This is a genomic window from Chryseobacterium sp. c4a, from assembly GCF_009900745.1.
Lineage (GTDB): Bacteria > Bacteroidota > Bacteroidia > Flavobacteriales > Weeksellaceae > Chryseobacterium.
This window is the reverse complement of the sequence record NZ_WXVU01000019.1, coordinates 107,885-121,463: the sequence shown is the minus strand read 5'-3', so window position 1 is coordinate 121,463 and position 13,579 is coordinate 107,885. Positions and strand designations below refer to the sequence as shown.

The following is a 13,579-nucleotide window of genomic DNA, read 5'->3' as shown; positions in this document are numbered from 1 at the left end:
ACCTGCCCAAAATGCATATATTGAACGCTTAAACCGTACATTCAGAGAAGACGTTTTGGATGCATACCTATTCGGGTCTATAATGGAGGTAAATGCAATGGCTTATGAGTGGCAAATCGATTACAACAGTAATCATCCGCACACATCTTTAAATGGACTTAGTCCTTGGCTATATGCTAAAGAATCTTTAGTCAATTAGAAGGGATTTTATATTTATTAACTGTTTGAAAAAAGGTAAGTCTTCAAAACTTCTACATCATTAAGACCATTGATAGAAATCAAACATAAAGGGAAGCAAATAAATTTTTCAAATAAATTTGTAGAACTAAATGATAATGAAATTCAAATTATAAATGAAGGAAAGAAACTTCCTGTTTATAAAGAAAAATATGATACTTTTGAAATTAAACCAATGAAAACTTTAAAAATTATAATACCCTTTAATCCATTTGAGTTTAATATTAAAAAAGATACATATAATTCATATCAAATTTTACTTAATGAAGATTATGAGTTAAAAGTACATCTAAAATCAAAAAAAGCAACTTGTTTCAAGAATATACTTGGAAGTAATACCGTTATTACTCGTTGGAATTAGTTTGATCTTTCGTATTTGTAATCCGTGAGCAATAATAAAGAACCCACCGCAATTGCGGTGGGTTCTGTTATTTAGCAAACGTCAGTCTAGTTTTAAAATTTTGGATGATGTTATCCCCCCGCTGTCGCGCCCGCTACGTAAAGTCTGTGACTTTGAGTTAATAATAAAACAAACCCGCTCATTGAGCGGGTTTTGTATTTTATAAAATGCATTGCAGCTTAGTTTGTTTGAGAAAGGTATCCAGGAGAGCGAAGACATGCTGTCTGTCGTTCTCTTTTAGTTTTTGTATACCTAAGAGACAATATTTTTATCCAGTAGAATATCCGTAAACCCCTTGCTAGTGCGAGCATCGTGCTCGTGCTAGCAAGGGCTTATATTATGCTATTAAATCAGCATATTGATAAAAAATGGAGCCAGTTCATTTCGAACTGGCTCCATTTTATACTATGTTTAATAAACCTATTGGCTAAGCTTATCTTTTATCACTGCAGCAGCCTGCAAAATTGCTGTTTGTACAGCAGGGATGTCTGCTAAAGGATTTAATAATCCATAATCATGAATCAGACCACTATGTCTGGTAAGAGTTACCTGTACACCCGCTTCATTTAATTTTCTTGCATAGGCTTCTCCTTCATCACGAAGGACATCATTTTCTGCAGTCTGAACCAAAGCAGGTGGTAATCCTTTTAATTGCTCTATGGAAGCCTGAAGAGGGGAGGCATAAATTTCCTTACGGGTTTCTGTTTCCGGAAGATAATTATCCCAGAACCATTTCATCATATTTTTGGTAAGGAATCTACCTTCAGAAAACTCCTGATAAGAAATGGTTTCAAAATCAGCATTGGTGACAGGCCAAAGCAATACCTGCAATTTAATGTGAGGTCCATTATTGTTTTTAGCCATTAATGCTAATACAGCGGTCATATTTCCACCTACACTGTTTCCTACAATGGCGAGGTTCTTTCCATCAACACCAATCTCTTCTCCATGTTCAGCAACCCATTGCATTGTTGCATAAATTTGATTGATCGCCACCGGATATTTTGCTTCCGGAGAAGGAGTATAATCAGGAAATACAGCTACAGCTCCGCTTTCAACAACTAAATCTCTTACCAGTCTACGATGAGTAGGGTAATCACCCAATACCCAACCACCACCATGCGTAAAGATAAATACAGGAGCATTAGGTTGGCTTCCTTTAGGTTTGGTAATGTGAATATTAACTTCATATCCATTCTGACTGATTATTTGCTCAGTTTCTTCAATTCCTGAATAATCAACTTCAACTGATTTCTGCGCGCCTATCAAAATCTGACGAGCATCCTCCGGACTTAAAAGCTCCATGGGAATGCCATCTCCAGAGTTTAATGCTTGTAAAAATGTACGTACTTCAGTAAAAATCTGAGAATCGTTTTCTCCTTTGTAAGGTCTTTGTTGTGCCATGATATTTGTATTTAATGTTAATAAAAGAACCTAAAGCATTTAAAATATACCGTGCTTTATCGTTCTGAACTGTAATGATAAATTGATATTGCAAAGCTACTCCCGGTCAGGCAATTAAATAAGGCACAAACAGCTGTATTAATTGTACATTTTTCCCTCGTTGTACATTTTTCTAAAATTAGAGGTGCTGTCACCCACTTTTAAAGAGAAGAGCCTGTTGAAGTAGGCCGGATCCTCATAGCCTAAATGATAGGCAATTTGTTTGGCACTCATCGCAGTGTGGATCAGTAATCTTTTTGCTTCAAGCATAATACGGTCTTTAATGATTTCGTTGGGCTGAGACATATTCATTTTCTTCAGGCGATGTGTCAATGTTTTGGGAGCAATCCCCATGATGTCGGCATAATCTGCAACAGTATGTTTTTCCTTGTAATGATTTTCTACCAGCAGGCTAAACTGACGATAGAATGCGGTATCATGATCTGTTCCGTCATTCATTTTATCCAAATGCTGTACACTCCATAATCTTGTAGAAAGGATGATGATTTGTTTCAGGTAAACTCTTAGCATTTCTTCCCGCTGTGCTTGTGTTACTTTAAATTCTGTTTCTATCGCCTTCAGAATATGAGTAATGACAATAGTGTCCATAGGGTTTAAAGTAATCATTGGCATATTGCTTAGGTTATTAAACAAAAGGCCATCACAAGCGACTTCAGTATCATGGATCTGAATGCAGTAGAAATCTCGGTTGTAATAGATCATAACTCCAGGTTTATTCCCTGTATTTTCAATACAAAAATGCTGATTGCTATTGATAAAGAAAAGGGTAGGAGCTTCTGTTGTATATTGCTTAAAATCTACAGTAACTGTATATTCTTCCAGTAGGTAGACCACTTTAATATAGGATTTATACTTTGCAGAATTAACTTCCTCCTGATCAATCTGGCTTACCCTGTGCAGTCCCATTTTTTTATAGAACGATTCAAGGACACATTGTTGAATTTCAATCATAGTTCAATTTCAGTTCTGATAAAATTACAATATATTTCTTGTTCTTTATACGTTCTGATGGCAAAGTGTTGATATTCAAAATGTTTAAAAGTGTTACTGGAAATGCTTTTACAGCTGGAATCAAAAAAAATAAATTTTACTGAAAAAATATTTTGTCAGTAATTAAAAACTTCCTATATTTGCACCACTAAAAACAACGATATAATCGGAGTTGAAGGAGAGTTGGCAGAGTGGTCGATTGCGGCAGTCTTGAAAACTGTTGACTGTAACAGGTCCGGGGGTTCGAATCCCTCACTCTCCGCAGAAAAAAGGTACAAGTCATCTGATTTGTACCTTTTTTATTGAGCACCAATGGAGGCTTATAAGCATACCATATAAAACTAGATAACCGATGAAACGCATACTACCAGCATTCGCTTTTTTGACAATTTTTAATTGTTCAAACGCTCAAAAAATCATCAGTACAGATATCAATAATTTTTGGATGGCTTATGACAGCATTCAGAAAAATAATAAAAATAAAAGTGAAGTCATTGAACGGCTTTTTTTGGATAAAAAAACGGATGGCCTAAAAGCTTTTATGGAAATAAAAAAATTCGGGAAAGATGATTATCTCAATGTCATCGAGAAATATCCTAATTTTTGGAATTCTATCAGACCTAAGACCTTTATTGATTCTAAAAAAATTAAAACAATCAATAGCGCTTTCAGGCAATTTAAAAAATTGTATCCCAATAATTCTCAAGGAAATATTTATTACACCATTGGTGCCATGAAATCGGGGGGAACAACCCATCATGAAGATTTACTTTTAGGAGTAGAGAGAATAACAGGTGATAAAAATACGGTTGTTTCAGAATTTGAAAACGAAGGTCTTCAAAAAATGTTCTTATATACCAACCCGTCACAATTAGAACAGGTAACAGTACATGAGTTCATTCATACTTTTCAAAAAGACGGTGAAGTGAATGTTTTGTCGAAAGCAATTAAAGAAGGTTCTTGTGATTTTATTGCAGAATTAGCTTTAAATAAAAAATTCACAGCCCATTATCTTGATTATGGGGCTAAAAATTATGAAAAGGTAAAATCAGATTTTAAAAGTGAAATGTTGAGTCAAAAATTTGACAACTGGTTTTACAACAGTCATGCTAAAAATCCTGATCTTGGATACTTTGTAGGATATATGATTTCCAAAAAGTATTATGAAAACTCGGTAGATAAGAAAACTGCTATTAAAAATATTATTGAGCTGGATTTTAATAATGAAACAGTGGTTCTGGAATTTTTAGTGAAATCAAGGTATTTTGAAGATCAGAAGAATGCTGAACAAATAGTATCTGATTACAAAGATCATCAGCCCAAACTGATAAAAATAGTTGAATTTGAAAATGGAAGTCAGAATGTAAATACCAATACAAAAAAGATTCACATTGTCTTCTCAAGACCTATGTATGAAAAAGTTTCTATCAATTTCTCGAAAAATGGGAAAGAACATTTCCCTTTAAAAAATATTGTGGGTTTAGATGAATCCAAAACGATTCTCACTATTGAAACTTCCGATTTGCAATACGATACAGAATACGATTTTTATATAACAGACAGAGTTACCCAATCTGAAGACGGGTATCCTTTTGATATGAAAGAATACAAGATATCATTTAAGACTGACAAAAAGTAATTTTGTCCAAATAATCCAGATTATAAAAGGAAAGTAAGCGTTGTCAATAACAAAAATCAAGTAAAATAAAGCAATAATTAAGGCTCAAAATCATGCTTCAGCATATTCATGAAAATAATTCTTGCTGATAATCCGATACATAGATTTTATGTTGTTTTTTATTTGGGGAGTTATTGTAATTTTTTCTATATTTGCACCACTGAAAACAACGATACAATCGGAGTTTAGGGAGAGTTGGCAGAGTGGTCGATTGCGGCAGTCTTGAAAACTGTTGACTGTAACAGGTCCGGGGGTTCGAATCCCTCACTCTCCGCAAGATGCGAAAACAGAAGTTTTCAAAAAGCATCAAAAAATAGATAAATCCTGCAAAATCAATGATTTGCAGGATTTTTTTAATTATGGCAACTGCTATAATTTCCAAAAATAATCCAAAAGTTTGTGGCAATATTGTGGCAATTTTTAGATCTACTGAAAATTGCCACAAAAACAGCATATAAAACTTTGTAAAAACACATTTAATTCACTAACAATGAACGTGTTGCAAATCAAAACATCTTGATTTAAAGCACTTTTAGTTTGACATTTATAACCCTAAAATGTTGAATTATGTTAGTAGAGCAAAGCTACGGGCTCACGTTCTTTTTAAAGAGCTCAAAAAACGAAAAGATTCGCCACATTTATCTGCGCATAACCGTAGATGGTATCCCTAAAGAAACATCTACCAAAAGAAAATGGTATCCCGATAGATGGGATCAGAAGGAAGGTAAAGCTATCGGGACGAAAGAAGATGCCAGAGCGCTCAATACGTTCCTTGAATCTTTAACGACCAAGATCAATAGCCACAGAACGGAGTTAATGAATAATGATATTCCCATTAGCTCTATTGACCTTATTAATTTTGTGAATGGAAAGTACAGGGCACGTAATAAAGTTCTTGAAGAGTTTCAGGAACATAACGACGAAATGGCCAAATTGGTCATTACAAAGGAATATTCCAAAGGTACCCACGACCGTTATATTACTGCACGCTCCCATGTACAAGAGTTTATAAGGTATAAGTACAATAAAAATGATCTCGAGTTCAGCGCACTCAATTATGAATTTATCAAGGATTATGATCTATATCTAAAAACGGTAAGAAAATGTTCTAATAACACTTCATTAAAGTATATCAGCAATTTTAAAAAAATCGTATTGAGAGCTATTGCCAAAGAGATCATTCAGAAAGATCCCTTCAAACTTTTTGTTAGCAAGAAAACCAAGATCAGAAAGAAACCTCTGACAAAGGCTGAACTCCAACGGATCGAAGAAAAAGTATTCAGTTCGGAACGACTGACTATAGTTCGAGATATTTTTGTTTTTCAGTGCTATACAGGTTTATCTTACATTGATGCCTTCCAGCTTAAATGGGAAGATATCAAAGAGGCTGACGATGGTACTATGTGGATAATGAGTAGCCGACAGAAATCAAAAGCAGATACAGATATACCTCTTTTACCAAAAGCATTAGAAATAATCGCTAAATATCAGGATGATCCACGATGCCTGAACAGAGGAACTGTACTTCCCGGTCGTTCAAACCAGAAAATGAATGAGTACCTTAAAGAAATTGCTGTTCTATGTGATATTCACGTAACGCTCAACACCCATAAAGCAAGACGCACCTTTGCCAGTACGGTCACCTTAAACAATGGTGTGTCAATGCATGTGGTCAAAGAAATGCTGGGTCATTATTCGATTAAACAGACAGAAGATTATGCCATTACCGAACAGGCTTCGATAGCCCGTGAAATGAAAGAATTGAGTGCAAAATTAAAAGGTACAGAAAACTCCAACGATGATTTGAGAAAATTCCTCGAAAAACTTGAAAAAGAGTTCCAAGAACTTAAAAACGCTCAAAAAAATAACACCTTTGAAGACAGGTATTCTACTTTTGAAAACATGCTGGACAGGGTTAAAGCAATTGTCTAAAAAAATAAGCCCCAATATTATCCGAAATATTGGGGCTTATTATTGCAGATCATTCTTTCTGCCTTTTTAGGATCTCTACTGTACTTCGATATCCCGGATGATAGGATGGCACATATTTGATATAACCGAGTTCTTGAAGCTGCTTAAAATATTTATGATAACTGCTTATAGTATCAATATGGGAGAGTTTCATAAGTTTACTTCGGCTCACCCTGATAACCCATCCTTCATTTTGTCTGTGGGCAAGTCTGGCGATTGCAAGTAGCAATGAAAGATGCCAAACGTTCAGACTCGGATCGTTGTCAAGGTAGTCCATAAAGTCAAACCATCGTTGTAGAGAATCAGTCTTCATCTTCAAATAGGTGCTGAAGGTCTTCCTTGTTGTAATAATAAGAACCTAATACCTTTTTGAAACGAATTTTTCCTGTAATTCTTAGATTCTGTAGTGTAGACGCCGAAATATTAAGGACCTTGCGTATAGCTTTACTCCGCATCCAGCCAAATTCTTCCGATTCCCTACCATCCATTAATTTGTTCTGAAGAAGGTTACCAATATCAGAAAGAATTTGAATTCTCAATGTTTCGAGGTCATTTTTTGTGATTGTATCCATATTTAAGATTTTTGATTTAATTCAAAATTCTTATTTTAGGCCACATACTATAGTTATATGGCATTCAGTGGCGTTTCTTTTCCTATGTTTTCCAAATTAGAGTCTATTTGATTTAAAACAATTATTATACTAAATTGCGCCGAAATATTTATATGGGTAATTTTATTATATCATTAGTGGTGGTGGTATCACTAATCATTATGAAAGCAGAAAGTACAATAACCAATAAAAAAGTTCTTGCCTATATCACTAATTTTCACCTGAGAATTAGTAACCAGATGCTTGTTATTATCAATGCCCCCTATGACGAAACACGAAAAAGATCCACAAAATGGATTGCTTTTCCTTTTATTGGATTAGCAATTCTAAACTACATAAGTATGATGATTTTCGGTGCAGATTCAATCCACAATCCTTTAAAGAATAATGTTATCTTTTATTGTACCTGTGTATTACTACTTATTGTAATCGGTCATCTTGATAGAAAAGACATCATTAAAATGGGTTTGTTTATCATGTTTGCTGCCGGCCTGGTTCTATATGCTTTACATGCAAATGTAGCTTTATTCGATTCCTATTTTTTCATGCAAACACTTCCCGTTCATATCATCTGGAAAGACATTCTAATTCTTCTGACCATTCCCTTCTGTTTGGGTATGATAGCCCTAATTGTGTTGACGGCAAGGCTAATCTGTTATATCCTATATCTAATTATTCGTCTATTTTTTAGACTATGCCTCTTCTTTTCTAAGGAAAAACCATTGAGGCCACTCATTTTGGTAGTAGATATAGTAACCATATTGGCTATTCCTATTTTAGTGATGGGCAAAGGCTAGATCTCACATATCTACATCAGTTTTAAAAAAACATTGGAATGGGGATCAGGTGGTCAAGTTGCCACGGAATTGCATAGTTAGGTTACCCGAAATCCACACTTATTCCCAGTTCATCTCTGAAAAGTTCAATTTCGGAAGGCTGCGCCGAGCGTTTATACATGAGCTCAATGACATCGGCACAGGACTGTTGAAAATATTCCTTCAACTTCGGATGCCAGGGACCTCCAATTTCTTCCCTATAGACCTTCATTACATCTTGGGGGTTGTGGGCAATTAGCCTTAGTCCTTCAACCAAACCAGAATATTCCTGTTCCATGGAACGTGAATAAATATAGATATTATCATATATCGGATTTTTCGTTATTGCTTGTATTGCTGTAGGCATAGCATCAAAATAAAGATCATGGGCTACCTTTGATACCTTGTTGGCAAATCCCAATAATTCAAGACAGTTTTCATAATGGATATAAGTCCCTAGTAAACTAAAACGGGGATTGACCGCTAGCAACATAATATCCACTACATATCCTCTGTTTTTTATTTCCCCGATCTTTTCTTCCAGATAACTACCGGAAGAAAAGGTAGTTTCCAAAATATAGTTTAAGCGGTTATCCTGACAGTACGCACATAAAAGATCATTCCATTTTTGTGCATATTCTGTTATAATACCAGCATAAAGATCAGGATAATTCCGCTTCAATCTTCTGGATAATGGATGAAAATCCCTAAGATTATCCGGATTACATATCACGGCACGTTCCATAAGGATAGATCCGGCCACTTTTTCTAGTTCGATGATTCCCGATCCGGGGGCTCCCACCAAAATAACAACCCTAGGCTCCGGAGATGGCAGATAACCATCAGCAACTTCTTCGACAATGATAGCAAATAGGTCGGCAAAGTCTGTATCTGACAGCCGATAGCGCTGTCTTAGCTTGTCAAGTCTGTCAATAGATATGTTTTCCATTATTGATTTCTTCTAACAGGGGTGCATAAACATCGACAAGATGTCTCATGCGCCTGACATCCTTAAAATTATCCCAATCTCTACTGACCTTCTTTAGATCTTCTGAAAACCCTTTCAAATTTTCGACCCTTTTCAGTCTGGGCTTATTTTTCCTAAGTTCTTTAAAACGTTCCCTGCCCGAATAAGCAATCAATTCAGTGAGTATCAAATTTAGGCTTTCAGTAACGACATACCAATCGAGAGGGTTACCCGATAGATTAAAATTGGTCATATTAAAGCTTAAGAAACGCTCTACCAAAACCCATTCTCTATAATCCAGTATTAAAGAAACCGGATTGCCTTCTTTATCTTTTATGATCTCCTTCCTCATAAATTTAGAATTGTTTGAATCTTTACCTTAAATCATATCCGGTAGTACGGTTGACCCAATATGCTTGCTCAAATAGCAATTAAATTCTTCTTTCCTAACTTCAGAAGAAGAATGTTAAAACCCTGTCAATAACACCCGAAAAAAATCTTACTTTTTAATTGCCCGCTTTTTTTACCTAATGCTTTTATTGTAAAATACTTTTACCAAAATTAAAATGCATGGCAAAAAATTTATTTTGTTTGCTTCATTTCTCTACAGGAATATAACCATTTGTCCAACAAAATGTTTGCTTAGCTTAATATTTCGCTTTAACAGAGGAAAACTAATGCCTAAAGAGGCCACAGAATACCATTTAAAATAGACCGGAAGCAGAATGTGGTATTTTCTGAAAATTTATAACACAAAATGAACTGCAAACAATTTAATTCCATAGGATTGGAAGAAGTCCTCGCTGCTCTCGGACACCTTCCAATCAGACAAAATGATAAAGAAGCTTGGTACCTCAGTCCCTTTGCCACAGAGTCCCAAGCCTCTTTTAAAGTTGATCGGAGCCATAACGTTTGGTATCTGTTCTCGGAAGGTATCGGGGGAACCAATACCGACTTTATGCAGAAATACCTGAACACAACCGTGAAGGGCGTGCTGGAATGGGCATCTTCGCAAAGTTTTTCTTCTTTTCCCCAGCAATCTGAACAGATTAGGAAAATACCTACCGAATATAGGATAGATAAGGTACAGGAACTTTCACATCCCAATCTTTTACGATATCTTCGGGATAGAGAATTATCATCCAAGATGTATCCGTATCTAAAGGAGATCTGGTTCACGATAAAAGATAAATCTTATTATACTATTGGATTTGAGAACCGATCAGGTGGCTGGGAAGTTCGAAATCCCTACTACAAAGGTGCATTACTGAATAAGGACATCTCAATACTGCATATTGATCCAGCAGTCCCGAATGCTAACAATCAAAAGATACATCCTGATAATGTTCTATCAGTATCGCATGATGGACGGCTTGATGACAAGATAGTCGTCGTGGAAGGCTTCATGGATGCCCTTTCCTTTCTTGAACTGAAGGGTAGCTATCAGGGAGACCTGCTCGTGCTCAATTCTACCAGTTTACTCCAAAAAGCTATTGACAGCCTAAAAGGATATTCTGAAATCTTCCTATTTCTGGATAACGACAAAGCAGGAAAGAAATCTACCGACAAAATTCTAAATATCTATCCCCACGCAAAAGACTTTTCCCATATCTATTCAGATCATAAAGACCTCAACCAGTACCTTATCAAAAAAAGACAGCGACAGGCTCTACCTTCACTAAAAACAGAAGGTATTCCAAAACAGGAAAGTGACAGTGCAAAAAAAAAGGAATCATGCAAAGAAGAAACAAACAGGGTAACGAAAGGATTGCGCAGAAGAATGTAGACTGTGCTTTTTACCAAGCTTCCCGCAGAAGTTAGGAGCTCATTCGCAACTTTGAAGGTCGGTGCCCTCCCAACAAAGTTTCTGCTTCGCCCTGCCGGGGGCTAAAAAAGGCAGCCCTTTTGATGAGCTGCCCAGCGGTTCTTAATCATAGTTCGTCTACTCATGATTCAAAGTAGAGCTCTATCAGGGCTAAATATAAAATTTTGTTATGACTGGTCAAAAAGATATAGTATGAAAACTTCCATTAATTTTAAAGCCGTAAAGCCTGATGCTGAAATCCATAATTTCCGAAAAAAGACTTTTGACTATATCCGTAAAGAATTGACGGATAAAAACGAATATTGGCAGGAGGAAAAGATTTCGGATAGAATACTTAAAATAGAGACTTATTGTAAGCAGAAGTCTGGTAGAAAATTACAGAGCAATGCCATGCCTATACGTGAAGCTGTGGTAGTCATCAAGGAAGATACCACCATGAAAGACCTGCACGATCTCAGCAGAAAACTTGAACAGGAACTTGGAATAAGGGTATTCCAGATCGCTATCCATAAAGATGAAGGTCACTGGGATAAGGAGTCCAAAGAATGGAAACCGAATCTGCATGCTCATCTTGTTGCTGACTGGCAGGATCTGAAAACCGGAAAGACTTTAAAACATCAGTCTTTTCATTATTCCAAAATGCAGGATCTTGCTGCAGAATGCCTTGGTATGGAACGTGGCACAGCCGGATCAGTAGGCAGATTGGAAGCGGTAGAATTCAAAATTCAGAAAAAAGAAGAGGAATTAAAAGCACTTGATCTCAAAATACAGGGGATGACAGCTCAGCTGGGCTCCGGTCAATTCAACGATCTTATTATTAAAGAACCTAATTTCTTCGGCGTTCAACAGATCAATCTGGACAAAACAACCAAAAACTATGGGAATGCTTTCAGATTGTATAATGCTGAGCTTTTAAAAATCAATAATCAACTAAAGGCAAAAAACAAGCAGATTACAGAACTACAGTCCCAATCAAAGGAACTCAAAACGGAAATCTCAGATCTGAAAAGCAAAAACTCCATCCTGCTGACCGATCCCAATGTTTTTGCTTTGGAAAAGAAAAAATATCTGGATTCTGTAATTGACCTGCTGGAAAAATCCATTCGATATGAACGGATGAAAAATCCAGACTCTGACAGATCGGATAACAATAAACTGAAAGAGGAAATGAACAACATTTGCAGGGAACTTTCCGCTGGAAGTCAGATCCCTTTTTCCGCCTTTCAGCAGATCTTTGCTATCGTAGAATTGGCTTCTGAACTGTTTTCACTGTTAAGTTTTGGACCTTCCAATGAGCAGGAACCTGATTATATTCCGGTCCAAAGGAAAAAGAAGAAGAAAAAAATCTACAGGGGCTGATACCATAGGTAATTATCTAATTTAGAATATCTTTACATTCAACATTATACAACACCTACGCTTGATTTAAATGAAAAGTAAATATAACAAGGATAACAGCAAAGGGATACCGATAAAGATGAATTTTTAAATCTTACCTACAAATGTTATTTTTGTATTCAAACATGACTTATCAGGATAAGGTCAATTGAAAAACATGTCCCCATAGAACAGTCCAGCGGACTGTTCTTTTTTGTTACATAAAATATACTATAATCCACCTACTGGACACCTACTTTTATTTTAAGCATTTTATTTCTTTATTAGATTAAAAAAAATTACATTTAAAAACTAACAGGCCAAAATTACACTACACGGAAAGATACCCCCAATGACAATGCTCGTACTCCCTGGTCTCCATTTTAAGTAAAATAGATCGATTATGAACATTTACATCATGTCCCTACTTGATTCAATAATACAGCAAAACATTATTGCTTTCAGTCGCTTGGAATCAGTGAGGTCAATGGGGTATTTTGCCAATCCTGAATTCCTTTCACAACAATTGAGCGTTGTTTCTGATTTTTATCTCAGTTTTTTCCAACAGCTTAAATTTATTCCTATCGGAGCATATAAACTTCACCATCATGGCCACTATAATCTGAAAGGAAAAAAAACAGATAATACAACCATACTTCAAACAATTCAGAAGATCAATGAAGCTGAATTTAACAGTAATGATATAATACCGGTCCAGTTACGCTATTCAGATAAAAATAACCTGCATTTTGTTGCAGGAATTGTGCGGATAGAAAATAAAAAATCCGCTGAATTTCATTTAGTAGACCTATTCATTCCCAAAAGACTGATTACAGGTGTTTCCCACAATATCGGTTATGTCAGGGATATACTGGATTCCTATACAAAAGACATGAAAGATTCTAAAAGAACAAACAGCGGAAAGTCCATTGTTGAATATATAACTTCAAAAGGTTATTCCTATAATCGGTTTCTGCAAGACTTCAAGGCTTACTTTGGTGATACTTTTTATTCATTTATACTGAAAAAAAGAATCATTGAAGCTGTGGGTGAAATGATATTTACTGTAAAAAGTTTAAAAGAAATTGCTTTTGAAAACGGATTTGAGGGATACAAGACGATGCACAAAGCTTTTAAACGATACGAAGTTCCACGGTCAAAAATCCCCAGGTTGGTCTGACTAAAAAAATTTTGGGGATAAAAAAATAAATTTTGGGGATATTATTTTGAATTTTGGGTGTTTT

Annotated in this window: 14 protein-coding genes and 2 tRNA genes; 10 read left to right on the top strand and 6 right to left on the bottom strand. The window is 35.7% G+C overall.

Annotated elements, in window-relative coordinates; genetic code table 11:
• Both GTR01_RS20810 and GTR01_RS20805 read left to right on the top strand, forming a co-directional pair.
• Positions 1–199: integrase core domain-containing protein (locus GTR01_RS20810; protein ID WP_160137461.1), on the top strand; the 199-nt coding region annotated here is incomplete at its 5' end.
• A gap of 69 nt (positions 200–268) precedes the next feature.
• Positions 269–598 carry a hypothetical protein gene (locus GTR01_RS20805; protein ID WP_160139641.1) on the top strand — a complete coding sequence of 110 codons (330 nt, stop codon included), beginning with the start codon at positions 269–271 and terminating at the stop codon, positions 596–598.
• Positions 599–1,057: 459 nt separating this feature from the next.
• Here the strand turns inward: GTR01_RS20805 and GTR01_RS20800 are convergent, their stop codons facing one another.
• Together GTR01_RS20800 and GTR01_RS20795 are read right to left on the bottom strand one after the other, a co-directional pair.
• Entirely contained in the window at positions 1,058–2,041 is a 984-nt protein-coding gene (locus GTR01_RS20800) for an alpha/beta hydrolase (RefSeq protein WP_160139640.1), read from the bottom strand.
• A gap of 138 nt (positions 2,042–2,179) precedes the next feature.
• The gene (locus GTR01_RS20795; protein WP_160139639.1) at positions 2,180–3,052 is read right to left on the bottom strand and encodes a helix-turn-helix domain-containing protein; all 873 of its coding nucleotides are present in this window, start codon (positions 3,050–3,052) and stop codon (positions 2,180–2,182) included.
• 216 nt (positions 3,053–3,268) lie between these two features.
• Between GTR01_RS20795 and GTR01_RS20790 the strand changes: the two genes are divergently transcribed.
• The 4 genes from GTR01_RS20790 to GTR01_RS20775 all read left to right on the top strand — a co-directional run bounded on the left by GTR01_RS20790 (position 3,269) and on the right by GTR01_RS20775 (position 6,701).
• A tRNA-Ser gene (locus GTR01_RS20790) sits at positions 3,269–3,353 on the top strand.
• 90 nt (positions 3,354–3,443) lie between these two features.
• Complete coding sequence (locus GTR01_RS20785; protein WP_160139638.1) at positions 3,444–4,730, top strand: Ig-like domain-containing protein; 1,287 nt, start codon at positions 3,444–3,446, stop codon at positions 4,728–4,730.
• Positions 4,731–4,958: 228 nt separating this feature from the next.
• A tRNA-Ser gene (locus GTR01_RS20780) sits at positions 4,959–5,043 on the top strand.
• A gap of 293 nt (positions 5,044–5,336) precedes the next feature.
• The gene (locus tag GTR01_RS20775; RefSeq protein ID WP_160139637.1) at positions 5,337–6,701 is read left to right on the top strand and encodes a site-specific integrase; all 1,365 of its coding nucleotides are present in this window, start codon (positions 5,337–5,339) and stop codon (positions 6,699–6,701) included.
• Between the two features lie 49 nt (positions 6,702–6,750).
• On the opposite strand, the gene GTR01_RS20770 is transcribed toward GTR01_RS20775, so the two are convergent.
• Both GTR01_RS20770 and GTR01_RS20765 read right to left on the bottom strand, forming a co-directional pair.
• Complete coding sequence (locus GTR01_RS20770; RefSeq protein WP_160139636.1) at positions 6,751–7,053, bottom strand: hypothetical protein; 303 nt, start codon at positions 7,051–7,053, stop codon at positions 6,751–6,753.
• The gene (locus GTR01_RS20765; RefSeq protein WP_160139635.1) at positions 7,043–7,312 is read right to left on the bottom strand and encodes a helix-turn-helix domain-containing protein; all 270 of its coding nucleotides are present in this window, start codon (positions 7,310–7,312) and stop codon (positions 7,043–7,045) included. The genes GTR01_RS20770 and GTR01_RS20765 overlap by 11 nt, the downstream gene beginning before the upstream one ends.
• 152 nt (positions 7,313–7,464) lie before the next feature.
• On the opposite strand from GTR01_RS20765, the gene GTR01_RS20760 reads away from it, so the two are divergent.
• A complete protein-coding gene (locus tag GTR01_RS20760; protein WP_160139634.1) occupies positions 7,465–8,148 on the top strand; it encodes a hypothetical protein in 684 nt (227 codons plus the stop codon).
• 82 nt (positions 8,149–8,230) lie between these two features.
• On the opposite strand, the gene GTR01_RS20755 is transcribed toward GTR01_RS20760, so the two are convergent.
• Both GTR01_RS20755 and GTR01_RS20750 read right to left on the bottom strand, forming a co-directional pair.
• Positions 8,231–9,115 carry a zeta toxin family protein gene (locus GTR01_RS20755; protein WP_160139633.1) on the bottom strand — a complete coding sequence of 295 codons (885 nt, stop codon included), beginning with the start codon at positions 9,113–9,115 and terminating at the stop codon, positions 8,231–8,233.
• The gene (locus GTR01_RS20750; protein WP_160139632.1) at positions 9,096–9,485 is read right to left on the bottom strand and encodes a hypothetical protein; all 390 of its coding nucleotides are present in this window, start codon (positions 9,483–9,485) and stop codon (positions 9,096–9,098) included. Before GTR01_RS20750 ends, GTR01_RS20755 begins: the two co-directional genes overlap by 20 nt.
• Positions 9,486–9,890: 405 nt before the next feature.
• Between GTR01_RS20750 and GTR01_RS20745 the strand changes: the two genes are divergently transcribed.
• The 3 genes from GTR01_RS20745 (at position 9,891) to GTR01_RS20735 (ending at position 13,515) form a co-directional block, all read left to right on the top strand.
• Positions 9,891–10,919 carry a toprim domain-containing protein gene (locus tag GTR01_RS20745; RefSeq protein WP_160139631.1) on the top strand — a complete coding sequence of 343 codons (1,029 nt, stop codon included), beginning with the start codon at positions 9,891–9,893 and terminating at the stop codon, positions 10,917–10,919.
• Positions 10,920–11,150: 231 nt separating this feature from the next.
• Positions 11,151–12,317 (top strand): hypothetical protein, encoded by a 1,167-nt coding sequence (locus GTR01_RS20740; protein WP_160139630.1) that lies wholly within the window; start codon positions 11,151–11,153, stop codon positions 12,315–12,317.
• A gap of 421 nt (positions 12,318–12,738) precedes the next feature.
• Entirely contained in the window at positions 12,739–13,515 is a 777-nt protein-coding gene (locus GTR01_RS20735; protein ID WP_160139629.1) for a helix-turn-helix domain-containing protein, read from the top strand.
• The last annotated feature ends 64 nt before the right edge of the window (positions 13,516–13,579 follow it).

Excerpts from the sequence above, each read along its gene's own strand:
- GTR01_RS20765 (WP_160139635.1), bottom strand. The coding sequence starts at position 7,312 with ATGGATACAATCACAAAAAATGACCTCGAAACATTGAGAATTCAAATT.
- GTR01_RS20745 (WP_160139631.1), top strand. The coding sequence starts at position 9,891 with ATGAACTGCAAACAATTTAATTCCATAGGATTGGAAGAAGTCCTCGCT.
- GTR01_RS20770 (WP_160139636.1), bottom strand. The coding sequence starts at position 7,053 with ATGAAGACTGATTCTCTACAACGATGGTTTGACTTTATGGACTACCTT.
- GTR01_RS20755 (WP_160139633.1), bottom strand. The coding sequence starts at position 9,115 with ATGGAAAACATATCTATTGACAGACTTGACAAGCTAAGACAGCGCTAT.
- GTR01_RS20795 (WP_160139639.1), bottom strand. The coding sequence starts at position 3,052 with ATGATTGAAATTCAACAATGTGTCCTTGAATCGTTCTATAAAAAAATG.
- GTR01_RS20750 (WP_160139632.1), bottom strand. The coding sequence starts at position 9,485 with ATGAGGAAGGAGATCATAAAAGATAAAGAAGGCAATCCGGTTTCTTTA.
- GTR01_RS20760 (WP_160139634.1), top strand. The coding sequence starts at position 7,465 with ATGGGTAATTTTATTATATCATTAGTGGTGGTGGTATCACTAATCATT.
- GTR01_RS20785 (WP_160139638.1), top strand. The coding sequence starts at position 3,444 with ATGAAACGCATACTACCAGCATTCGCTTTTTTGACAATTTTTAATTGT.
- GTR01_RS20735 (WP_160139629.1), top strand. The coding sequence starts at position 12,739 with ATGAACATTTACATCATGTCCCTACTTGATTCAATAATACAGCAAAAC.
- GTR01_RS20775 (WP_160139637.1), top strand. The coding sequence starts at position 5,337 with ATGTTAGTAGAGCAAAGCTACGGGCTCACGTTCTTTTTAAAGAGCTCA.
- GTR01_RS20800 (WP_160139640.1), bottom strand. The coding sequence starts at position 2,041 with ATGGCACAACAAAGACCTTACAAAGGAGAAAACGATTCTCAGATTTTT.
- GTR01_RS20740 (WP_160139630.1), top strand. The coding sequence starts at position 11,151 with ATGAAAACTTCCATTAATTTTAAAGCCGTAAAGCCTGATGCTGAAATC.